The organism is Bacillus sp. FG16 (assembly GCF_057809515.1).
In genome coordinates this window covers 1-20,593 of sequence record NZ_JBMDKC010000099.1, presented here as the reverse complement: position 1 = coordinate 20,593, position 20,593 = coordinate 1, and the positions used below count along the sequence as shown (strand labels likewise).

At 34.1% G+C, this 20,593-nt stretch carries 23 protein-coding genes and 3 pseudogenes; 4 read left to right on the top strand and 22 right to left on the bottom strand.

The annotated features are described in order from the left end of the window. The 9 genes and pseudogenes from ACODS7_RS25855 to ACODS7_RS25815 all read right to left on the bottom strand — a co-directional run. Nucleotides 1-1,220, bottom strand: a pseudogene (locus tag ACODS7_RS25855) (anti-sigma factor domain-containing protein); the annotation flags it as partial. Beyond that, nucleotides 1,210-1,932, bottom strand: coding sequence for an RNA polymerase sigma factor SigI (sigI, locus tag ACODS7_RS25850; RefSeq protein ID WP_002082432.1), 723 nt, complete (start codon nt 1,930-1,932; stop codon nt 1,210-1,212). The gene sigI and the pseudogene ACODS7_RS25855, both read right to left, overlap by 11 nt. 583 nt (nt 1,933-2,515) lie before the next feature. Then, entirely contained in the window at nt 2,516-3,277 is a 762-nt protein-coding gene (locus tag ACODS7_RS25845; RefSeq protein ID WP_029442884.1) for a glycosyltransferase family 2 protein, read from the bottom strand. 97 nt (nt 3,278-3,374) lie between these two features. Then, nucleotides 3,375-4,007, bottom strand: coding sequence for a LysE family translocator (locus ACODS7_RS25840; protein WP_029442885.1), 633 nt, complete (start codon nt 4,005-4,007; stop codon nt 3,375-3,377). Nucleotides 4,008-4,159: 152 nt separating this feature from the next. After that, nucleotides 4,160-4,315 (bottom strand): annotated as a pseudogene (locus ACODS7_RS25835) (DUF3963 domain-containing protein); the annotation flags it as partial. 105 nt (nt 4,316-4,420) lie between these two features. After that, nucleotides 4,421-5,905, bottom strand: a complete 1,485-nt coding sequence (locus tag ACODS7_RS25830) for a WD40/YVTN/BNR-like repeat-containing protein (protein WP_308448043.1) — start codon at nt 5,903-5,905, stop codon at nt 4,421-4,423. A gap of 35 nt (nt 5,906-5,940) precedes the next feature. Continuing rightward, complete coding sequence (locus tag ACODS7_RS25825; RefSeq protein WP_326299821.1) at nt 5,941-6,108, bottom strand: hypothetical protein; 168 nt, start codon at nt 6,106-6,108, stop codon at nt 5,941-5,943. 274 nt (nt 6,109-6,382) lie between these two features. Then, nucleotides 6,383-6,640, bottom strand: coding sequence for a DUF3963 domain-containing protein (locus ACODS7_RS25820; protein WP_001036208.1), 258 nt, complete (start codon nt 6,638-6,640; stop codon nt 6,383-6,385). A 146-nt stretch (nt 6,641-6,786) separates the two neighbouring features. Continuing rightward, entirely contained in the window at nt 6,787-7,266 is a 480-nt protein-coding gene (locus ACODS7_RS25815; RefSeq protein WP_003309742.1) for a GyrI-like domain-containing protein, read from the bottom strand. A gap of 109 nt (nt 7,267-7,375) precedes the next feature. Between ACODS7_RS25815 and ACODS7_RS25810 the strand changes: the two genes are divergently transcribed. Continuing rightward, nucleotides 7,376-8,338, top strand: coding sequence for a helix-turn-helix transcriptional regulator (locus ACODS7_RS25810; RefSeq protein ID WP_029442887.1), 963 nt, complete (start codon nt 7,376-7,378; stop codon nt 8,336-8,338). 163 nt (nt 8,339-8,501) lie between these two features. Here ACODS7_RS25810 and ACODS7_RS25805 read toward each other — a convergent pair whose 3' ends face one another. The 8 genes from ACODS7_RS25805 to ACODS7_RS25770 all read right to left on the bottom strand — a co-directional run bounded on the left by ACODS7_RS25805 (nt 8,502) and on the right by ACODS7_RS25770 (nt 15,557). Further along, on the bottom strand, nt 8,502-9,251 hold the full coding sequence (locus ACODS7_RS25805) for an ABC transporter permease (protein WP_029442888.1): 750 nt from the start codon (nt 9,249-9,251) through the stop codon (nt 8,502-8,504). Continuing rightward, nucleotides 9,252-10,013 (bottom strand): ABC transporter ATP-binding protein, encoded by a 762-nt coding sequence (locus ACODS7_RS25800; RefSeq protein ID WP_029442889.1) that lies wholly within the window; start codon nt 10,011-10,013, stop codon nt 9,252-9,254. Between the two features lie 322 nt (nt 10,014-10,335). Continuing rightward, on the bottom strand, nt 10,336-10,677 hold the full coding sequence (locus ACODS7_RS25795) for a DUF1048 domain-containing protein (protein ID WP_000891986.1): 342 nt from the start codon (nt 10,675-10,677) through the stop codon (nt 10,336-10,338). 75 nt (nt 10,678-10,752) lie between these two features. Beyond that, nucleotides 10,753-11,073: a PadR family transcriptional regulator gene (locus ACODS7_RS25790; protein ID WP_000429488.1), complete on the bottom strand. Its 321-nt coding sequence runs from the start codon at nt 11,071-11,073 to the stop codon at nt 10,753-10,755. A 487-nt stretch (nt 11,074-11,560) separates the two neighbouring features. After that, complete coding sequence (hcp, locus tag ACODS7_RS25785; RefSeq protein ID WP_016080816.1) at nt 11,561-12,847, bottom strand: hydroxylamine reductase; 1,287 nt, start codon at nt 12,845-12,847, stop codon at nt 11,561-11,563. A 746-nt stretch (nt 12,848-13,593) separates the two neighbouring features. Next, a complete protein-coding gene (gene bla2 / locus ACODS7_RS25780; protein ID WP_088114172.1) occupies nt 13,594-14,367 on the bottom strand; it encodes a BcII family subclass B1 metallo-beta-lactamase in 774 nt (257 codons plus the stop codon). Between the two features lie 136 nt (nt 14,368-14,503). Continuing rightward, nucleotides 14,504-15,241 carry a glycoside hydrolase family 25 protein gene (locus tag ACODS7_RS25775; protein WP_029442893.1) on the bottom strand — a complete coding sequence of 246 codons (738 nt, stop codon included), beginning with the start codon at nt 15,239-15,241 and terminating at the stop codon, nt 14,504-14,506. 34 nt (nt 15,242-15,275) lie between these two features. Next, complete coding sequence (locus tag ACODS7_RS25770; RefSeq protein ID WP_029442894.1) at nt 15,276-15,557, bottom strand: MazG nucleotide pyrophosphohydrolase domain-containing protein; 282 nt, start codon at nt 15,555-15,557, stop codon at nt 15,276-15,278. 124 nt (nt 15,558-15,681) lie between these two features. On the opposite strand from ACODS7_RS25770, the gene ACODS7_RS25765 reads away from it, so the two are divergent. Continuing rightward, nucleotides 15,682-15,972 (top strand): DUF3784 domain-containing protein, encoded by a 291-nt coding sequence (locus ACODS7_RS25765; protein ID WP_000171769.1) that lies wholly within the window; start codon nt 15,682-15,684, stop codon nt 15,970-15,972. A 29-nt stretch (nt 15,973-16,001) separates the two neighbouring features. On the opposite strand, the gene ACODS7_RS25760 is transcribed toward ACODS7_RS25765, so the two are convergent. Further along, nucleotides 16,002-16,283 (bottom strand): hypothetical protein, encoded by a 282-nt coding sequence (locus ACODS7_RS25760; RefSeq protein ID WP_000397728.1) that lies wholly within the window; start codon nt 16,281-16,283, stop codon nt 16,002-16,004. Between the two features lie 133 nt (nt 16,284-16,416). Between ACODS7_RS25760 and ACODS7_RS25755 the strand changes: the two genes are divergently transcribed. After that, a complete protein-coding gene (locus ACODS7_RS25755) occupies nt 16,417-16,611 on the top strand; it encodes a hypothetical protein (RefSeq protein WP_016080811.1) in 195 nt (64 codons plus the stop codon). Between the two features lie 99 nt (nt 16,612-16,710). Continuing rightward, nucleotides 16,711-17,748 carry a serine hydrolase domain-containing protein gene (locus tag ACODS7_RS25750; RefSeq protein WP_029442895.1) on the top strand — a complete coding sequence of 346 codons (1,038 nt, stop codon included), beginning with the start codon at nt 16,711-16,713 and terminating at the stop codon, nt 17,746-17,748. 36 nt (nt 17,749-17,784) lie between these two features. Here the strand turns inward: ACODS7_RS25750 and ACODS7_RS25745 are convergent, their stop codons facing one another. From ACODS7_RS25745 to ACODS7_RS25730, 4 genes and pseudogenes are all read right to left on the bottom strand, one after another. After that, the gene (locus tag ACODS7_RS25745; protein WP_000666947.1) at nt 17,785-18,033 is read right to left on the bottom strand and encodes a hypothetical protein; all 249 of its coding nucleotides are present in this window, start codon (nt 18,031-18,033) and stop codon (nt 17,785-17,787) included. A gap of 329 nt (nt 18,034-18,362) precedes the next feature. Next, the gene (locus tag ACODS7_RS25740) at nt 18,363-19,406 is read right to left on the bottom strand and encodes a flavin-containing monooxygenase (RefSeq protein WP_050844354.1); all 1,044 of its coding nucleotides are present in this window, start codon (nt 19,404-19,406) and stop codon (nt 18,363-18,365) included. Nucleotides 19,407-19,600: 194 nt separating this feature from the next. Continuing rightward, nucleotides 19,601-19,960 carry a glyoxalase superfamily protein gene (locus ACODS7_RS25735; RefSeq protein ID WP_043936317.1) on the bottom strand — a complete coding sequence of 120 codons (360 nt, stop codon included), beginning with the start codon at nt 19,958-19,960 and terminating at the stop codon, nt 19,601-19,603. A 15-nt stretch (nt 19,961-19,975) separates the two neighbouring features. Further along, nucleotides 19,976-20,539, bottom strand: a pseudogene (locus ACODS7_RS25730) (cyclic nucleotide-binding domain-containing protein); the annotation flags it as partial. Between the last annotated feature and the right edge of the window lie 54 nt (nt 20,540-20,593).

Here is a 20,593-nt window from a genome sequence, read left to right as displayed (position 1 = left end):
CCCTTGCTCGTTTCCGTTATTTCCCTGTTGAGATCCTCTTCCGTTGTTCCCTTGCTGATTCCCATTATTTCCTTGTTGAGAATCTCTTCCATTGTTCCCTTGCTGATTCCCATTATTTCCTTGTTGAGGATCTCTTCCATTGTTCCCTTGCCCATTTCCATTATTCCCTTGTTGAGGCCCTCTTCCATTGTTCCCTTGCTCGTTTCCGTTATTTCCCTGTTGAGATCCTCTTCCGTTGTTCCCTTGCCCATTTCCATTATTCCCTTGTTGGGATCCTCTTCCGTTGTTCCCTTGCTGATTCCCATTATTTCCTTGTTGTGATTCTCTACTGTTATTCTCCTGTTGATTCCCTCTATTTTCTTGCTGTGATCCTCTTCCATTGTTTTCTTTTATTTGCTTCGATGGCTGTTCCTCTGTTTTCTTTTGTTCTTTCTGCTCTTGCTTTTCATATTTTTTTCGTCTACAGGAGATAAATCCATTGATGCATCAGGAGATGACTCCGGCTGTGATTGCACCTCTTCTTCATTTTCCACCGGATTAGGCGGCGTGGCAGGAGGAGTAAGCGATTTGTTTTTCTCATTCTCTTGCTTTATATAGACACCTGTGCCAATTCCAGCTTTTCTAGCATTCTCTCGTACTTGCATCGTGCTACTTTGATATTCAACTGTAATATGTTTTAACTCATATTCTTTCTTCAATTCTTTCATTGCCTTTTCTAACTGTTGTTCTAGCGCCTTGTCCTTTGCAACAGCTGTTAGCATAACTTGCTTATCATTCGTTAAATACTTATCCTCTTGGCTTTGCTGTATAATAGTACGTACTACTTCTTGCAATTGTTTATTTTCCCATTGCTTCAATTCTTTTAAAATACGCCTTCCATCATCATTACAAGCCTGCAAATCTATAACACGAAAATCCTTCGTTACGCTCACCTCTAAACTTGGATTTATATCAACTGAGACGTAAGCAAATACTTTTTCTTCTGGTTGGTTGTAGAAAAACAGCACTGCAAATAGAAAACAAGCAACAAGTATTGATGCAGGTTTTAAAAAGGAAGGGATCGAAAAATGCGATGCTTTTTGTTCTTGCTCATCAAATGAGATTTCCTCCCCAATCATGCAAGAATCCCCTTTTCTTTTACACGTAATAAACTCTCCATTTGGTGTTAAAACAACTACGCTATGCTTTTTTATATCCATCACAATTCCTTTATTCATCATGCTTTTCCCCTCTTATGTAATCCAGAATATATGTATAGTTGTTTGCAAAAATAATACACATTGCAATAATGTATTTTCTATGTCGTTCCAACGTTTTACGACTCACCCTAACACGCGGTTCAATATGTTTAAGCGGTAACTTTTTCTTTCGGAACAGCTCTTCCATCATTTCCTCTTCTTTTATAATAATTTTCACAATTTCTATTAAGTGCTCACGCGTATCACGATGCTTAGGAGATTCTTTAGCAAGCTCTGAGAATGTGATTTTAAACTCAGCTAGCACACTTTGAAAATGAAGAATTTCCTCCTTACGGTTACTATTTTCCATCTCTTTCATATACTCCGTAAGCGACACTTGCATTTCTAACATTTCCTCTTGCTCATCTTCTTTTAAAAAGACAAAGTTATGTTTAGACTCCTTACGTATATAGTCAATTACATCTCTTTTTATAAGAAGATCAGCAAACGCTAAAAAGGATTTTCCTTTTGTATAGGAATACTGTTCAATTGCTTCGTTAAACGCAAACAATCCAATGCTATATTCATCATCCTGTTCTGTAATATATCGGCGGCAGACAGATGAGATTGATTTTCTAATAAAAGGCTGATACTGTACGATAAATGCTTCTTTATCTTCTTCGTTGTTTTGTATGTTACATACGATATCTTCTATTTTCGGTTTTCTTAAGATCTTCATTACTAAACTCAACACTTGTAATCTCCCAGCCTCCTTCAAATAGCAAAATGGCCACTACACAAGTGACCATTTAACCAGATTTTCTTGGTACTTTTCTTCGGGCTTGTCTTCTTGCTGTTAGTTATATTTTTCGAGTCTAACTTTTCCCAACGTTTTCTTAATGATTTTCCTTTTCTCTCGGCACTAAAGTTAAGTTTATATTTTTATCTACTTTCTTATTTTCTACCGTTCGTTTTGCTTATTCTTTTTCTATTTTATCTGCAATCCTTGAATAACTCTTCTCTATATCATTGGTAATTTCATCCTTTTATTTTGGATACCCACTTAATCTAGTAATTTTATTAATGCTTCTATATTCTTTCCTAGTCATTTTTCTTCTATTTATTTTCTTCACTATACATATTCGGAGGAATACATAGTTTTATGGGGGTCAAAAAATATTTTTATAAAAAAATATATATTTATTTCAAAAATAAAAACCATCAATTTGAAAAAGGATAATCAAATTGATGGTTTTCTTATAATATCTATTAAATTAAGTTGGATTCTCATTATATCTAAAAAAGTACTAGCTATCCTCTGCCGATTTTCTCCATTTTTATCTTTCTTGGTTATCATAATATGTCTTATCTGCGTATTTTCTATCATTTCCTTTTAGATAAGCTAAAATTACTTTTGGATTTTTAAGTAAAGTCCAGTCTCCATATGTATCAAATCTTCTGCATGAAGTTATCATTCCATTTTTAATAGTACCGAATTTCTTATTATTTTTCTTTCCCCATTCTTTTAAACGTTTAGCGAAATCTGCATCTTCTGCCATAAGCATGTTTTCATTAAATCCGTTGATTGCCATAAAATCTTTTCTATAGCACCAAAAAATCCCTACAGATATAGCTCCGTACTTAAAAAGTAAAGGGATTATGATTAACATTGCGGAGAGAAATATTCCTAAAGATATTCTTTCAAACTTCCCATTCACCCCACCACCAATGTATGTACCTGAAGCTAAATATTTATCTACATTAGACAACATAGACTCTGTCATTATGGTATCAGCGTCTATAGTAACGATTATTTCTCCACTAGCTATTTTAGCCCCTGCATTTCGAATTTTAGATAAGTTTTTATCGTTATTTTTCAATGTAATACAATTATAAGATTTTGCTATTTCCTCTGTTTTATCTGTACAACGATTTAAAACAACTATAACTTCCGTTTGCTCTTTATATGCCTCTGATGCCTTTGCAATTGAATCTAAACATTTTCTAATGTACTTTTCTTCATTATGCGCAGGAATTATAATAGAAAACTTCACATCTTTTTTCAAATTAACTCCTGAAGATTCGTTTGTCTCAGTCATAATATTCCCCCCTATTTTATAAGGTAAATATCTACTATACATAAATTATATTAATATTTATTAGGTTATATTATAGAAACTGACGGTAAAGAGGCTCTTACTGTCGACGTTCAAAAGCAAGGCGTATAGCAAGCCCCGTTAAAACACTTGCCATAAGCCAACGCTGTACTCGTAGCCACGTCGGGCGTGTGCCAAACCATTTTGCAATTTTACTTGCTGTACATACAATTAGGAGGTTAACTATAAAGCTAACAGTGATTTGTGTAAGGCCCAAAACTGCACCTTGAAAAAGCAACGATCCCTTCTCTGGATCTTCAAATTGAGGTAGAAGTGATACATACAAAATAGCAATCTTTGGATTCAGAAGATTCGTCATGAGTCCCATCAGAAATAATTTCCTTGGTGGCTCATTAGAAATCGTACGAGGTTTCATAATAGATGTAGCACCAGGTTTTATTGAATTCCAGGCGAGCCAGAGCAAGTAAGCAGCACCTGCCCACTTTACTGCTTCATATACAGCGGGAACAGCAACGAATAGAACTGTAAGTCCAAACATAGTTGCGATTATATAGATTACAAATCCGAGCATGATGCCCAATAAAGAAATAAATCCCGCCATACGTCCCTGCGTAATGGAACGGGAAATGAGGTAAATCATATTAGGCCCAGGTGAACAGACCATGCTAAGCGAAACAATTGCAAAAGCTACCAAGGTACTCAAGCTGACCATAAACCTTCCCCCTTTATGTTACATAAAATTTCCTATTGTACATTTTATCATGATTGAGGAGAGAAAAGATTAATATAAATCGATGCAGCTAAGTAATATTATCGGATCGAATGTATTGTAATCACATACTTCTCATTCTCTTAAGTAAGGATCTAAGAGTACCCTATCCATAGAGCTACTAAAACCACTACAAATAAAGCAAAACAACATGTGATATTTCGAATCCATTTTTGTATATCACCAAAATACCTTTCTATAAATATAGCGTTGATAGTAAGCATAAGAAATAAAACAAAGAAAGGCAGCGAGGTATAGGTCCATTTTTATCTTCATGGCTGGAATTATACCCCTTACCAAACTTCTAAATAAAATGTATAGCTGAGTAGTTACCTTATTTTTCAAAAAAATTCTAATTATTTCTTTTTCACTTCTTCTACAAATTCCCATGTCTCTCCGTTATCTTTTGATTGATAAAGTGCACTACTATCGCCATTGTAGTCTCCATCTGCCCCTTGTCCAACTAACATATTAAAAACCCCATCTTTCTCATATGGCATACTAGGTGAATCAAAAGGACTTATTGTGGACTGTGTATGATCTAATTTCACTTCATGCGGCGGATATTCTACCTTTTTGAAAGATACTCCCCCATCATCTGTGCGATATAACTCTCCTTCATTACCAGAAGGCCTAATTGCTCCTAAAAACCCAAGTTTATCATTTATAAAAGTGATTCCTGATACACTACCAATCCCCCCATTAAATGGGTCTGGATTGATAACCTCCCATGTTTTCCCTTCATCACTAGTCTTGCTTAATGAATAAAAGGCGCTCCCTAATGCTTTATCTGTCATATTTAGTTTATAACCAACTTCTTTCGATAGGAAAAACTGTTCTTTTTCATTCTTTAAATCTTGTTGTTTCTTCTCTTTAAGCATATCTTCTTTTGGAGGCGTCTTTGATTTACTCCAACTTGCGTCACTTATTAAATTATATCTAGCAGGGACTAGCTCTTGCTCTTTTCCAGGGACAAATATAGATACAGTATATCCAATGATATCAGAAGCTGCTTTTTTAAGACTCTGCCCCTTACCATCCTCAGTAATATTAATAATTCCCTCTGTATTGGATCCCCAATTTCTTTTTCCATAATAAATCAACCCATACTTATTTTCATTCCATTTTCTAACCGTTTGCTTAACTGGAATCGCCTTAACCGTTTCAATTAAAGGTTCTACTAATTTATCATCATTATAATCAGGCTTTGCGTATCCGTCTCGTATTATAGTAATATCTTCTGACTTCTTCTTATTATAAGAGATTAAATAAGTTTCTTCTTTCCCATCATCATTTTTCCCATAAACAAATGTATCAAACGCTGTGATTGTTCCATCTGAATGAAATGTAAGATCAAAATCAGTTGCCATATACAATTTCTTTGGCAAAGGATATTTTTTATTTATATCTTCAAAAATACCTTCTACTCCAGACTTATATATATTATTATGTTTAAATTTAACTGACCTTTCATGTTTTAACTTTTCTATAAACCATGCCAATTTACCATTGTAATTTATTGCACTTTTATAAATCTGCATCCCATAAAATGATGTAATTGCAACAATAATGATAATAGAAATGGATCTCCATGCTATTGAATTTGTTAATTTTTTAGATTCATATTCTCTATTTTTTATCACCCGCATTGTAGTAAATGTAGTTATGGATATAAAAAGTACTATACATAATAACAAAATGTAAATATTATAATTCATTCTTCCGTACTTACAGTATAAGGCCAAATCATAACAAAAAATCCCATATACAATTATTAGTATTGGATTTGTTACTAATGACAGAAGTATCCTTTTTGTATTTTCTCTAAATATAGAAACCACCCCTAATTACATGAATTACTGATATTAAGTATACTTTATTGTAAAGTAACAAAAAAGCTATTTAATCTTGCCGCAAAAAATACAATAGACATCTTTCTATTAAAGCCGTTTACAAATCTAGTTGTTTCATAGACAATGGATTTTTGAGTGAATACTAAAGTTGCTTCATTTATATGAATTACAAATCCAAGCATGATGCTCAATAAACAAAATAAATCCTGCCATACGCCCCTACGTAATGGAATGAGAAATAAGATAAATCAAAATAGGCTCACCATACTAAGTGAAACAAGCGCAAAAGCTAGCAAAGTACTCAGGCTCACCATAAACCTTCCTTCTTTATCTTACATAAAATTTCCTATTGTACATTTTATCCTGATTGTGGAGAGAAAAAATTAATATAAACCGATGCAACTAAGTAATATTATCGAATCGAATGTAGTGTAATCACATATTTCTCATTCTCTTAGGTAAGGACTAAAAATAACCTATCCATAGAGCTACTAAAACCACTACGAATAAAGCAAAGCAACATGTAATATTTCGAATCCACTTTTGTATATCATCAAAATACTTTTCTATAAATGCAGTGTAAATAGAAAGCATAAGAAGTAGCACAATGAAAGTAAAGGATCCCAATTTATCGTTAAATTTTTCATTAGTAAATGTACTTACATGAAGGAATAGAAAAACAAACGTTACTATGAATAGCTCAAATAATCTTTTTTTATTCAATCTGCCACCACCTTACAGCAATTCCCTTTTATTCCATTTTATCAGAACATACTGTGTAGCAGTATATGAATATTATATTCATTTCAAAAAGGCCAACAATACAAGATCGTTAGCCTCTAATTTCCATATTCGCACCTTTTATCACTTTACTTCCTAACAACAGGAATCCACATTTCACCAAATACTAAGCCATTTCTCTGCCCCATCTCAACCGTTGTATTCGGTCCACCAACATAGGCAAAATCCTTTGCTTCTGGTAAAGCTTGACCGAAGGCGATGCCAGTAAGCTTATTACTTAGCTCTTCAGCCGTTTTGTCTTCCCCTTTCACTACTAAGTATTCTCCCCTCGGAAACTGAATCACTCTAGATTCTTCTTCTATTTGTGCTTCTGTCATGACACCCGCATAATACATCATTTTGTTATTCACCGCTTCGCTCACGGAAAAAATGTATTCATTTGTAGCTAAAGCTTTTAAAGTGTCCAGCCTTCCATCTTCTTTAACAGCCGACCAAAAGTCTTCCTTTTCTTTATTTATTCCAGCAAAGTCTGTGTATTCACTCTTAATTTCAGTTCCAATACCTAACACAATAAAGCTATCTTTTTCTTCTATAGTATAATTTTTCATATTCAAAACCTGCCTCTTTTTTTATTAATCAAACGATTTATCTTTTCATCTGATACGTTTATAATACCTTTAAACCATGTCAAAAAATGATACTGTTTAGGAGACCAAAATGAAAAAAGTTGAACGGATTAATACAATTATGCGGTATATCAACAACCGCTCTCACTTTACAATTTCTGAAATTATACAAGAATTTAACATATCACGGTCGACAGCTATTAGAGACATTAGAGAAATTGAAGCTATGGGAATGCCACTTGTCGCTGAAGTTGGGAGGACCGGGGGATATTTTGTTATGCACAACTCTATCCTGCCCGTTGTTCGCTTTACTGATAATGAAGTGAAAGCTCTTTTTATTGCCTTTATGGCTACGAGGAATCAACAACTTCCCTACCTAAAGAGTCGTCAATCTTTAGCCGAAAAACTACTAGGACTCATCTCAGAAACCCAGCAAGATGATCTCGTTCTTTTAAATCAACTCTTGCTTTTCCAAGGGACTAACCCTCATAATCCCGATCTCCTTGAGCTTTCTGATCTCCCCCATCCTATGTTAGAAAAACTCATTCAAATCCTTCTTTTGGATAACCATTTATTGATTACTATGAAAGAAGATGAAGAAATCAAGTCTTATCCAATTTATCTATTGCACCTTTATCAAGAAAAAAGCCATTGGATCATTGAAGGGTTTGACTTAAAAAAAGAAAAGAAGATAATGTTTCCTGTCGATGACCTCACCAATATCGAACCATACACGACGAAAAAAAGGCTAAATAAGAAAAAGATTTTAGAAAAACTAAGTAAGAAGGACGAAATAATCAACTTGGTACTTGAACTTGGACCAAAAGCAATTGCCCAGTTCAAAAAATACCATCCTTTAAAAATTTCAATATCTTATACTAATCCTTACCAATCCACAGCCATTTTAAAAACTTTTATCAATATTAACAATCCCGATGAAGTGACGGAAATAATAAATTGGCTGCTTTTTCTAGGGAAGGATATTAAAATCAAAGAAATACCCGATGAAGTATTAGCAGATTTTAAAAAACGAGTGTGCTTATACATTCCATAAGCAGTGAGCCTCAAATATTAAACTTTATCACTGGACAATTATCCTATTTTTAAATACCATTTCATTTACTATAATGAGAGCATAATAAATAATAAAAGCACGGAAAATCTCCCGTGCTTTTCTAAATATATATTATTCCTGAAGGTTTCGTTTATCTCGTTTCTTACCCTAACTGACGTTTAAATGCTTTACTGGCGAAAATGTAAGAGATAACCATTATACCTACGCACCAAGCGAGCGCAATCCAAATGTCGTTGCCAACAGTTCCTTCATATAATAAAGCACGGATCGCATTCACGATTGAAGTTACAGGCTGATTCTCAGCAAATGCACGAATAATTTTTGGCATCGTTTCAGTAGGTACGAAGGCCGAACTAATAAATGGAAGAAAGACTAGCGGGTACGAGTAAGCAGTCGCCCCTTCCATAGACTTCGCTTTCAATCCTGGAATGATAGCTAGCCATGTTAGCGCCAGCGTAAACATCCCAAGTATCCCAGCTACCGCGAGCCAATCTAGAATATTAGCACTAGAACGGAAACCCATTAAGAGTGCAACAATAATAACCACCACGATAGTAAGTACATTAGCAACTAGAGAGGTTAAAACGTGAGCCCACAATATCGATGAGCGCTTAATAGGCATCGTAATGAAACGTGCCATCAGCCCACTCTTTACATCCGAAAATAGTCGCACAGAAGTGTAAGCTACACCGGATGCGATAGCCATTAGCAAAATTCCCGGCAATAAATAATTAACGTAGTTTTCCGTTCCAGTTTTTATTGCGCCGCCAAACACGTAAACAAATAATAGCATCATCATAATCGGTGTAATCGCTACTGTAATAATTGTATCCGGACTGCGCATAATGTTACGCATTAAACGACCTAGTAATACACCTGTTTTACTTTTCATTTACATCCCCTCCTTTTTACCGATAATCGCAAGAAAGATTTCTTCCAATGTCGGTTGCTTTTCGATATACTCTACTTTTGCCGGTGGGAACATCTCTTTTAGTTCAGCAAGAGTACCTGTCGTAATAATTTTTCCGCCATGCAAAATAGCGATACGGTCTGCCAGTTGTTCTGCTTCTTCCAAGTACTGAGTCGTAAGCAAAATAGTTGTACCGCTACCGGCAAGCTCCTTAACTGTATCCCACACTTCGATTCGCGCTTCAGGATCAAGTCCAGTCGTTGGTTCGTCAAGAAAAATAACTGCTGGCGCCCCAATCAAACTCATCGCAATATCAAGCCGGCGCTTCATTCCGCCTGAATACTGATCTGCCCTTTGGTTTGCCGCATCAGTCAGGCTAAATCTTGCAAGTAGATTGTCAGCAACTTGAGCGGGATTGGAAACACCACGTAACTTGGCGATCATTATCAAGTTTTCCCTCCCAGTCAGCATACCGTCTAAAGCTGCGAACTGCCCTGTCAAACTGATACTTTGACGAACATGATCTGGTTGACGCTGTACATCAAATCCGCAAATACTTACTTCACCGCTATCTTGCTTCATTAGTGTCGAAAGGACGTTGACCGTTGTCGTCTTTCCCGCTCCATTTGAGCCTAGCAGCGCGAAAATTTCTCCACGCTGCACCTCAAAATCTACCCCTTTTAAAACTTCTTTGTCTTTAAAGGATTTTTTCAAGCCTTTTACAGAAATCGCTGCATTACTCATACTTTTTTCCTCCCTATAAAGTGAAATTTTAATCAGTGGGGGTTTTGTTCATCCCCCACTGATTATTAGTTGAATCAATCGGGCTTTTACGGGCAGTTGATCGCCCACCTAACTTCTTTGCTTACGCTGAATTTTGAGGTGAGGGTCTTACTGCCCGTTAATGCGGGATAAAAATGTTTTGCGAAGATAATTTATTTACCTCTATCTATTTAGTATCACTGATATTCTGTATTACTTAGTACCGAGTTAAAAATATAACTGAATAGCTATGGTGGCAATTCATATGTGTAACCAGCTAATCAGTCGGTACTACTTATTCCATTTATTTTTTTCTCAATTTCTTCATAATACTTTCATTCAAATCTTCTCGATACTTGGAGACGTAAGTTTTAGCGTTTGCCACTAATTCGTCAGCAAAGGAAGCCACGTCATCCCCAGTAATGTCAAGCACTTGTCTTCCTTCCGCTGCACCCGCTTCGAACAAATCGATTAATTCATACTGTATGTGTAACATATCCATCCCGTTACCCGCTGAGAAATTCCACATGTAGTTTTGAATTTTCTTAAATACAAATTGGTAGTCCTCTGGCAGAGCCTCAACTCGTGCCATCATCATTTTGTACTCTTTTTTATCACCAATTAACTTTTTGAACATTTCTAACATCTTATTTTCCTCCTTTTTTATAAAACCGAACAAGAAATTCCCAAAGTATCGGCCAGAACATTTTATCTTATGAACCTATTTTGACTTCAAGACGTTAATTTTTGACGATACAAAATCCCATTTTTTCCAAAACAATTCAAGCTCCTGGCGGCCTTCTTCATTTAATGAATAAAACTTACGAGGCGGTCCCATATCTGATGGTTTCTTTTCAATATTTACAAGCTTTTTCTTCTCTAATCGTACGAGGATAGTATACACCGTACCTTCCACAACTTCTGTAAACCCAAGATCATTCAGGTGGCGGGTAATCTCATAGCCATACGTTTCACGGCGACTAATGATTTCCAGTACACACCCTTCCAGTGAACCTTTCAGCATTTCAGTTAAATTTTCCATGTCCAGATCCTCCTTTACCCCCTATTCTGTCTGACTTATATTCAGTATCACAGAGTACTAAGGCGAATTTTTTACTGAGTAGTTTTTGTGAATCCGAACTATTCAGTATTACTTATTACATCTACATTGTATGACTAAGTAGTTATGGATGTCAACTGATTTTTAAATTTTTTCTAAAATCCGCTATTACCTATTGTCTACTGAAAATATTTTGAGAAACAACACTACTCAGTATTGCTTACTACAAGTACATTGTATGACTAAGTAGCGATGGATGTCAACTCGATTTTTATATTTTTTCTAAAATCAACTATTACCTATTCGATACAGCCTATTTTCTTTTTTTATTTTGCCCCATACCTATCCCACTAAGAAAAGAAAATACCCCAAAACAAAAAATTCTACATTTTTATTTTGGGGCGCTATACTATACCAAAGTTAATGAATATGGCTAGCTCTTCTTATTAATAAGACAGATCATTTTTTGTTACGATAACATCATAGCCATGTCTTCTGCTGCATTTGTAATCAGTTTTAAACCGAATGTTTCTTGTAATACATCAAGTACGCCAGGTGAAATAAATTCAGGAGCCTTTGGACCGATGCGAATATCTTGAATCCCAAGACTAAATAGCCCTAGTAAAATAGCAACCGCTTTTTGTTCAAACCATGATAGGACAATACTTACTGGCAATTCATTCACTTCACATTGAAAAGCATCAGCTAAAGCAGCCGCTATTTTCACTGTAGAAATTGAATTATTGCACTGTCCTAAATCAATGTAACGCGGAATTTCCGTACCAGGTACAACACCGTAATCCACATCATTAAAGCGGAATTTCCCGCAAGAAGTTGTTAAAATAACCGTTTCTGGCGGAAGTGACGTTGCTAATTCACGATAATATTCTCCGCCTTTTCCCGGTGCATCACAACCGGCGATAACAAAGAAACGCTTTATTTTCCCTTCTTTTACTGCGTCAATAATTTCTGGAGCTAATGATAATACTGTATTATGATGAAACCCTGTCACTAACTGTTCATCCGACTCCATATGTACTTCTGGAAGTTCTAGCGTTTTTTGAATTAATGGTGTAAAATCATCATTTTCAATTTTTTGTACACCTTCTAAACCTGCAATATCATATGAAAAGAATCGATCAGAGTATGATCCTTTAATTGGCATAACACAGTTCGTTGTAGCTAATATGGCACCAGTAAATTTTTCAAAAAGGCGTCTTTGATCATACCATGCCTTACCGATGTTTCCTTTTAAATGTTTATATTTTTTCAGCTGCGGGTATCCGTGTGCTGGTAGCATTTCAGAATGTGTATAAATATTAATGTCTTTTCCTTCTGTTTGCTTTAATAGTTCTTCTAATGCAAATAAATTATGGCCCGTAACTACAATTGCTTTACCTTCTACACGATTTTGTGTAATTTGGACAGGTTCTGGCACACCAAAATGATTCGTATGTGCCTCATCCAATAACTCCATCACCTGTAAAGCTGATTTCCCAACTTTCATAGCCATATCAATATGCTCTTGTTCGTTAAAATTAGAATTTGTTAATGTCATATATAAAGCTTCTTGTGTTGTAGCATCTACAAATGCATCCGTATACCCTAGCTGAGCAGCATGAGTACGATAAGCCGCAATTCCTTTTAACCCAAACACAATCGTATCTTGTAAACTAGCAATCGTTTCATTCTTGCCACACACACCCATTACTTTGCATCCACCTGTTGGCGTTTGTTCACATTGATAACAAAACATATCATCCCACCCTCTCCCAATCATTCATTACACCTTAAGCATAATACCCATTGAAAAAAAGTGATGTGATATCAATCACAATAATATATAAAGATTTGTGACAGTTCATATTGTTGACATAATATTTTTATTGACACTAAAAAACACATTAGTGTGCACACACCTTTCGATACTTTTAAATAGCTAAATAATTAATTTGGAGAAATATATACAAAGAAAAAAATTTTTTTGAATCCCTTATACAAATAGTTGCAATTCATCACATATGAAAATAGACATACAAATACGCTATTCTTTATATCATTCAATAGAAAGAGAATAGCGTATTTTTTATTTTAAGGAACTATCATTTTTTTATTAAAGCCTTTATTGTAAACCTCTTTATTTACAATACATTTACACTATCTTAACATTACTTACATTATTTATATGATATATTTATATAGAAGCTACTTAAGAAATTTCATATACATTTTATCTTTATGATCTCTAATCTAATCAATAAAAAGATCATGTTATATTTTTATAACAGGGGTGAATTACGATGACTGAAACTTTAAAAACACTTATAATGCTTGATGCTACTTACGTTGTTATTGCAATTATGACAGTACTAGTATTTGTATACTTGGAATTAAAATCTCAGTAATATATGCTGGCGTAATCGACAGATTCAGCATTTAAATATAGTTAGAAGAAAGAGAGGAGAAAATTATTTCTCCTCTCTTTTGTATTTCTACAATTTCTTATTTTAATAAATCCAATGTATGTAAAAGTAATCCCTTGTCTCCTACTTCTCCATGACCAGGTACTACCGAATTTATATTTCCATATCGCTTCAGCACATTCTCAATTGATGTAGACCATTCATTTACGTACGAATCCGCAACATTTCCTAAATCTTTAGCTTCCGCAGATTTTACTAAACAGCCTCCAGCTAAAATTTGATATTGTGGCAACCAAACAACAATATTATCTTCTGTATGTCCTTTCCCTGGATAGAACGTTTCTACTTTTGTATTGCCAAACTTCAAACTCGTAATTGTTTGTAAATCTCCAAGCGGCTCTTCATATCCACTTTTCTTTGCTAGTTCTGCGGTTAATGCTGTACTATGCGCTTTAATGCCTCTTTCTTTCAACGCTGTTATTCCGCCAATTCGATCAGCGTGCGCATGTGTAATAATGACATCCGTTACGCACTTCTGAAATTTCTTTTCTACCATTTCTATTAGTTCCTTCGTTAATTTATCATCCCAAGAAGAATCAACAAGTACTAAACCTTTAGAAGTATTAAGAACTAGACCGTTCGAAGGAACTGCTTCTCCATTAAAATAACCTAACTCCGTATGAACCCATACATTCTTGTTTAACTGAGATATTGAAATGGTTCCCGTCTCATTTTTTATTACTTTTTGCTCTACCTTTTGTGATGCTTGTACAGAAGAAATCGTGCTAACAAATTGAGTTGTTCCTAGTAAACTTACACATAATCCTACTTTTAACAACGTATTCTTTTTCATGTTATCAACCCTTTCTTTCAAGCTAAATAGTTATTACCTATATTATACAATTCATCTCAAATGTTTGTTCCATCTTCATTTGCATACTTTTATGTAATTAACAAAAAAGCGTACAAAATTTTGTACGCTTTAAAACTTAATCTTCCATTCCATAATTCTCAAACTCTTCCTCATTCCCATAAAACACATTCAAATCAATATACTTTTCTTTTCCATTATAACCGCTTAATCTCCCGCGGTTCGTGTATTGCCAAAACGTCCATTTTCTCTCATCAGATAAACTTGTTTTTGTAAGAACACTACGAATCCATATATCACATTTTGGATACGCATCCTTTATATATAAATCATACGCCTCTTGCGTTGCATACAATATTACTTTCTTATCGTAATGTTTTTCTAGCATTTCAATCATGACCGCCAACTCTTTCGTAACATCTTCACGCTTAGGTGGATTATCTTTTTTGTTAGCGTAAAACTCAACATCAATCACGGGTGGCAGTGCTTGTTTATATTTTGGAACAGTTCGTATAAATTGCTCTACTTGTGTTTCACCCTTACTATCGAAACTAAAAAAATGATACGCTCCGATACGCATATCTGTCTTATTCGCATTCCTCCAATTTTTCGAAAAGTACTCATCCACAAACGAACTTCCTTCAGTCGCCTTTATAAACGCAAACTTCATATTTTGCTTTTCCAACTCTCTCCAATCTATATCCCCTTGATACGATGCGACATCTACACCTTTTATTTCATACTTATCAGCACTTATTTGATTCGGAATGAATATGCCTTGAAAAACTAAGTAAACGACAACACTTATTACACTAATTAAAGTAAAGATTCCTCCTATAAAAAGCTTCTTTTTCATTCATATCACCCATCTTTACAAATTAAAATTCTACTTACCATTCACGCTTTTTATTAATTTTCATTTTTTCTTTAAACGCCTTCTCTAAATCAATATTTAATTTATTTGCTAAATCACATACATTCCAAATTACATCAAACATTTCTAAACCGATCTCTCTTTTCGCATCTTGTATTGTATCACGCTTTAATATGACTTCCGCTAATTCACCTAATTCCGCTATCGTATATATCGTACGCTCTTCAATTGTTGTGTCTTGAAATCCTTTTTTTTTACTGAAATTTGATACATACCTCTGAAATTCCACAATATTCATACTTAATCTCCCCTCATTACAAATACTCCATTTTTCTATTACCCTTAAAATCAAAATTGCATTTTGTTAAATTATAACATTCAGACTATAATTTATTTATAGCCTATTAACGGAGGTGTTTTCAATGACTCTCTTCGCTTCCCCATCATTATTCATAGTGGCAATCCTTTCATTTGCACTAGCTTATTTCATTGGAGTAAAACAATACACTTGGCTCTTATCAGGATTCAACGAACGCCGCGTGCCTGATAAAGTGAAGTTATCAAAAATAGTTGGTCTTTATAATTTAGTTGCTGGTGTCATTGCCACAATCGGTAGTGTCTTCACTACTCCTAATGTCACAATCGTTATTCCTATCATTATAATTGGACACTTTATTATCGCCGCTTATGTAAATACACGCATGGTGCAGTGAAAAAAGATCACCCAAATGGATGATCTTTTTTATAATTTATCAACATATTGCTTCGCTTCTAGTAAGGAAAAACCAAAAGCTTCTCTTACTCTCTTAACTGCTGTAATTTTTTTGCCTTCTTCTACAAGCTGACGTAGTTCTTTATTAATTTCAGGTTCTCTTTCTATAATTCCCATTTCTTTCGTAATTAATTGTAATCTATCTTCAATTCTCTTTAAACGCGCATCATTTTTCTTTTCAATTGTAGTTAATTTTTCAGCGATATAAATGAAACCAAAGGCTACTATCGGTATAACCATCCAGAATTCCATGAATGTTCCCCCTTACTAACTTTCATTTGTTTTATCTCACTAACTTATGTAAATTTTACCACATAACACATTTAATGTATAATATCACTATATCAAACTGTTAATAAAACCTATTATTTTAGGGGGACACTTTATGAAAAGATTTTTATATACGTTACTTCAATTTGTAGTTCTTTCAATCGTGCTACATTTATTATTTGATATAGTGGGTTGGCTGGTTTTCAATGCACCAATTAAAAACAAACAAATCATTATTTCTTTAATAACAACCTCATGGGTTATGTACATGTACCGCGATAAATTTTTTCAAAAGTTCACTTCAAACTAACTAAAAGAGAAAACACTTCATTGGTGAATGACGGAGTGTTTTCTTTTTTTACTACTGTATAATAAAATTAATATTCTGTTTTTAAAGGAAGGAGTCACCATGAACTTAAAAAGTAGCAATATATACGAGAAAATGAACCAATATTCCGTTGTAGGTTTAAGCCTCGCTGTTATACGTAATGGCAAACTAGATGAAGCGACTGCCTTTGGAACACTTGAAGCTGGAACAACTAGAGCTGTTACTACAAATTCTCTCTTTAATTCTTGCTCTATCAGCAAATTCATCACGACAATGCTCGTACTAACATTATCAGAGCATGGTATCGTGCATTTAGATGAAGACGTAAATGATAAACTCACATCTTGGAACATTCCTACCAATCTATTTACTTCACAAAAAAGCATCACTTTGAGAAACTTATTAAGCCATCAATCTGGACTCATTGATCCACCTAATAGTTTTGAACATTATACACCTGCAAAAGGATTACCTAATATGTCTGAGCTCCTTTCCGGTAAAACACTATATTGCCCTGTACCTATAGAGGTAGCTTATAAACCAGAAAGTGAATTTCATTACTCTGACGCAAACTTTTGTATAATCGAACTACTACTAGAAGATATTACAGGAAAATCATTTAGTCAGTTATTAGAAGAACATATCTTCCAGCCACTACAAATGAAAAATAGTACACTCTTCTCTCCAAAAGACATAGATAAAACCGATGTTTTTGCTTGCGGCCATAATAAAGATGGAACTGTAACAAATGAGAGATTTCCATTTTATCCATTCGCAGCTGCTTCAGGTATTTGGACAACACCAACTGACTTATCAACTTTAGTAATTGAAATTATTCATTCCTTACAAGGAAAGGGCAAACTAAAACTTTCTCAAAAATTAGTACTAGACATGATTTCTCCTCAAGGTTGTTCAAAATGGACTGGATTAGGTGTTTTTCTAGATGATTCTAATGAAGAATTACAGATTTATTCACTCGGATGGGGCGTTGGATTTCAATGTATGATGGTTTGTTATCCATACTGCGGGAATGGGGCTGTTATTATGACCAATTCCGATTTAGGTGTTCATCAAATGGAAGGGATCATTGGTGAGGTTGTAAAAACGTTATCCTTATAATGAAAATAAAGAAGCTGTTCCTTCCAGCTTCTTTATCTATATAACATTTTTCGCAACAATTTTTATATGTTCTGGTGCGATAATTTCCGTTATACTTTCCTGGAAATCTTCATGTAACATTTCTTCCAAATGTTCTAACTGCACTTCAACATGAGTGCATTCTAAATTATGTATATTTAATAGTGCATAATGATCTTTTTTCTTAATTACTAAATATTGATTTTCCTCTGTCACAAGTACAGAACCTAATCGGACTCCTAGTAAGCGTTGATCATCAAACTTCATAATTACTTCTCCTTCCCTCATATAAACGAAACTACAATTAAAATAATTACATTTATGGAAAAAAACACTTATTTTGACTATATCATAATTTGCTAAAATATAAATATCATTTTTCCTTTTAATAAAGTGAAACTTTAATCAGTGGAGGCCTTACTGCCCGTTAATGTGGGATGAAAATCCCTATTTTTTCATATATTTCGATACAAAAAACTTTCTCAACATAAAATTAGAATTTTCAGTTTTTATTTTTATGAAAATCTATTATAATAAAGTTAATAAATGTTTGACCTCTCCTAATTCATGTACATATGGATGATCAGTAGTTATTGCTACTGATCTATTTTTTTGATTTCAGAAAGCAAATATGCTGCATCCTTTCCTACACCACAAATAAGTGCGGAACCCCTTTGAGATTGCCATGGCAAACCGATATAATACAATCCTCTTACTGGACTAATTCCCTTTATATGATTAGGAAATCCTTTCTCATTCACTGCCTGTTCAATTTCAATCCAATTATAATTTTGAACAAAACCAGTTGACCATATAATGCTTTCTGCACTATAAATATTACCATTCTGAAACATAATGTTATCTCCTGATGCACTTACTACTTTTTCTTGCAGTTTGATTGCTCCATTACGAATAAGTTTCTTACCTTCAAAACCGAAAATAGGGTCCTTTCTCTTCTGAAACCATCTCCCCCTCTTTGTATTTATTTCAGCGTACAATAAACCCACTCTTTCTAGCAGATTAAAAATACTTTTTCCAAAAAGTTGTAACGGTAAAAACGTTAAAGGATGACTAATAGACATCGTAACTTCATGAGTTTTTGCAAGTTCTACTGCGATTTGCATTCCTGAATTTCCGCCCCCTACTACAAGTACCTTCCCCTGTGGAATTTGCGATAATGATTTATATTGTGATGAATGTATTTGAAAAATATGTGGTGAAAGATTTTCTGAAAACGAGGGAATAAATGGATGCTGAAAACCACCTGATGCGATAATAACTTTTTTCGTTTGTAAAATTTCTGTAGGAGTGTGTAATTCAAATATTTCTTTTTCTTTCTTTATCTTTAAAACTTCCGTTTGCAATTGTACCGGTAATTGAAAATGTATTGTATATTCTTCTAAATAAGTTGCAATTTCATCTTTATATGGAAATTCATTTTTTTCACCTATTAACGCCATACCCGGCAAGCTACTGTAAGACCTTGGGGTAAAAAGTTGCAAAGAATCATATCGATTTCTCCATGAATTACCAACCCGTTTTCCTGCCTCAAGTAATAAAAAATTATATCCTACCTGCTTCAAGTAGTATCCTATTGTCAATCCCGCTTGACCAGCTCCAACAATGATTGCATCTAACATCTTTTCCCTCCTCCTTACAACAAATGAATATATGCTCATTTGTTCATGTATTTTATCATACGATTTATTTTTCAATAATTCAATCTGTTTAACAACATGAAAAAGAGCAGTTCACTACTTTATGAACTACTCTTCATTCCATTTACCACGTAACTACACTACTTAACCCATGAATATTTGTATATGAATCCTTTCTACTCCGACAATTTTCCCTCATAAAATATAATTCTATTTAAAAACGGATCAATCACAGTTAATTCGCTTGTCCCCCAAGGTGTTATTTCTATATCAGGCTTCGAATAAGCATATTCTTTACTTGATAATACAGCATGATAAGCCTTTACATTATCTATTTTGACCCGAATTGCACCACCTGGTGAAGCATCCCCATGATGCTCAGATAAATGTATCACAGTATCATCTAACGAAATTTGTATATATAATGGCATATTTTCCTCATACCGATGTTCCCAATCCAGTTTAAAACCTAAAAAATTCAAGTAAAATAACTGAGCCTTTTCAACATCAAAAATTCTAAATATAGGTGTAATCATTTATAACTTCATCTCCTATTTATAAACATCCGCAGCCAATTCCCTCAAAACTTCTACATTCACTACTTCAAAACAACCATTGTTTTTCTTGATTATATTTTTATCACAAAAGAGATTCAAAGTACGTAATAAATGCCGATAACTCGTTCCTAACAATTCCGCTATTTCCGTTAAATTCCCACTAAACACAATTCTATTTTCATGCTGAACTGCTCGTTCCCCTGCTGCTAACATGTAACTCGCAAGTCTATTTTCAAGCGGATACAATAAATTAATTGTACTGTTTTTTGAAAGTCGGTTTAATTTATGTGCTAATGATCCGCAAATACATCTTAAAAATTTCGCATCATGAAATAGCTTATTTCTCACTTTTCCTAAAGGTAACCCCACACAATACGAATCTGCCATCACTTGTACGTTTGAAGTGATTCTTTGAGAATGAATTAACTCCACATCTCCAAGTAACTGCAAACTATCGTAAAAACATAATAATACCGATTTCCCGTTACTTAATGTGTTAAACGCTTTCGCTTTTCCTTCAACAAAGAAATATAAATAATCTATCTCTTCATTTTCTCTACTGTAAATGTCAAGATGATCATGTACATTTTCACTTGTTTAAGCATGTACAAA

Bases quoted from the DNA above. Each gene is read 5' to 3' on its own strand.
- ACODS7_RS25790 (WP_000429488.1), bottom strand. From the start codon at position 11,073: ATGGAAAATTTAACTGAAATGCTGAAAGGTTCACTGGAAGGGTGTGTA.
- ACODS7_RS25750 (WP_029442895.1), top strand. From the start codon at position 16,711: ATGAACTTAAAAAGTAGCAATATATACGAGAAAATGAACCAATATTCC.
- ACODS7_RS25815 (WP_003309742.1), bottom strand. From the start codon at position 7,266: ATGAAAAATTATACTATAGAAGAAAAAGATAGCTTTATTGTGTTAGGT.
- ACODS7_RS25845 (WP_029442884.1), bottom strand. From the start codon at position 3,277: ATGACTGAGACAAACGAATCTTCAGGAGTTAATTTGAAAAAAGATGTG.
- ACODS7_RS25795 (WP_000891986.1), bottom strand. From the start codon at position 10,677: ATGTTAGAAATGTTCAAAAAGTTAATTGGTGATAAAAAAGAGTACAAA.
- ACODS7_RS25765 (WP_000171769.1), top strand. From the start codon at position 15,682: ATGACTCTCTTCGCTTCCCCATCATTATTCATAGTGGCAATCCTTTCA.
- ACODS7_RS25745 (WP_000666947.1), bottom strand. From the start codon at position 18,033: ATGAAGTTTGATGATCAACGCTTACTAGGAGTCCGATTAGGTTCTGTA.
- ACODS7_RS25740 (WP_050844354.1), bottom strand. From the start codon at position 19,406: ATGTTAGATGCAATCATTGTTGGAGCTGGTCAAGCGGGATTGACAATA.
- hcp (WP_016080816.1), bottom strand. From the start codon at position 12,847: ATGTTTTGTTATCAATGTGAACAAACGCCAACAGGTGGATGCAAAGTA.
- ACODS7_RS25760 (WP_000397728.1), bottom strand. From the start codon at position 16,283: ATGGAATTCTGGATGGTTATACCGATAGTAGCCTTTGGTTTCATTTAT.
- ACODS7_RS25775 (WP_029442893.1), bottom strand. From the start codon at position 15,241: ATGAAAAAGAAGCTTTTTATAGGAGGAATCTTTACTTTAATTAGTGTA.
- ACODS7_RS25770 (WP_029442894.1), bottom strand. From the start codon at position 15,557: ATGAATATTGTGGAATTTCAGAGGTATGTATCAAATTTCAGTAAAAAA.
- ACODS7_RS25840 (WP_029442885.1), bottom strand. From the start codon at position 4,007: ATGGTCAGCTTGAGTACCTTGGTAGCTTTTGCAATTGTTTCGCTTAGC.
- ACODS7_RS25735 (WP_043936317.1), bottom strand. From the start codon at position 19,960: ATGATTACACCTATATTTAGAATTTTTGATGTTGAAAAGGCTCAGTTA.
- ACODS7_RS25800 (WP_029442889.1), bottom strand. From the start codon at position 10,013: ATGAGTAATGCAGCGATTTCTGTAAAAGGCTTGAAAAAATCCTTTAAA.
- ACODS7_RS25755 (WP_016080811.1), top strand. From the start codon at position 16,417: ATGAAAAGATTTTTATATACGTTACTTCAATTTGTAGTTCTTTCAATC.
- bla2 (WP_088114172.1), bottom strand. From the start codon at position 14,367: ATGAAAAAGAATACGTTGTTAAAAGTAGGATTATGTGTAAGTTTACTA.
- ACODS7_RS25805 (WP_029442888.1), bottom strand. From the start codon at position 9,251: ATGAAAAGTAAAACAGGTGTATTACTAGGTCGTTTAATGCGTAACATT.
- ACODS7_RS25810 (WP_029442887.1), top strand. From the start codon at position 7,376: ATGAAAAAAGTTGAACGGATTAATACAATTATGCGGTATATCAACAAC.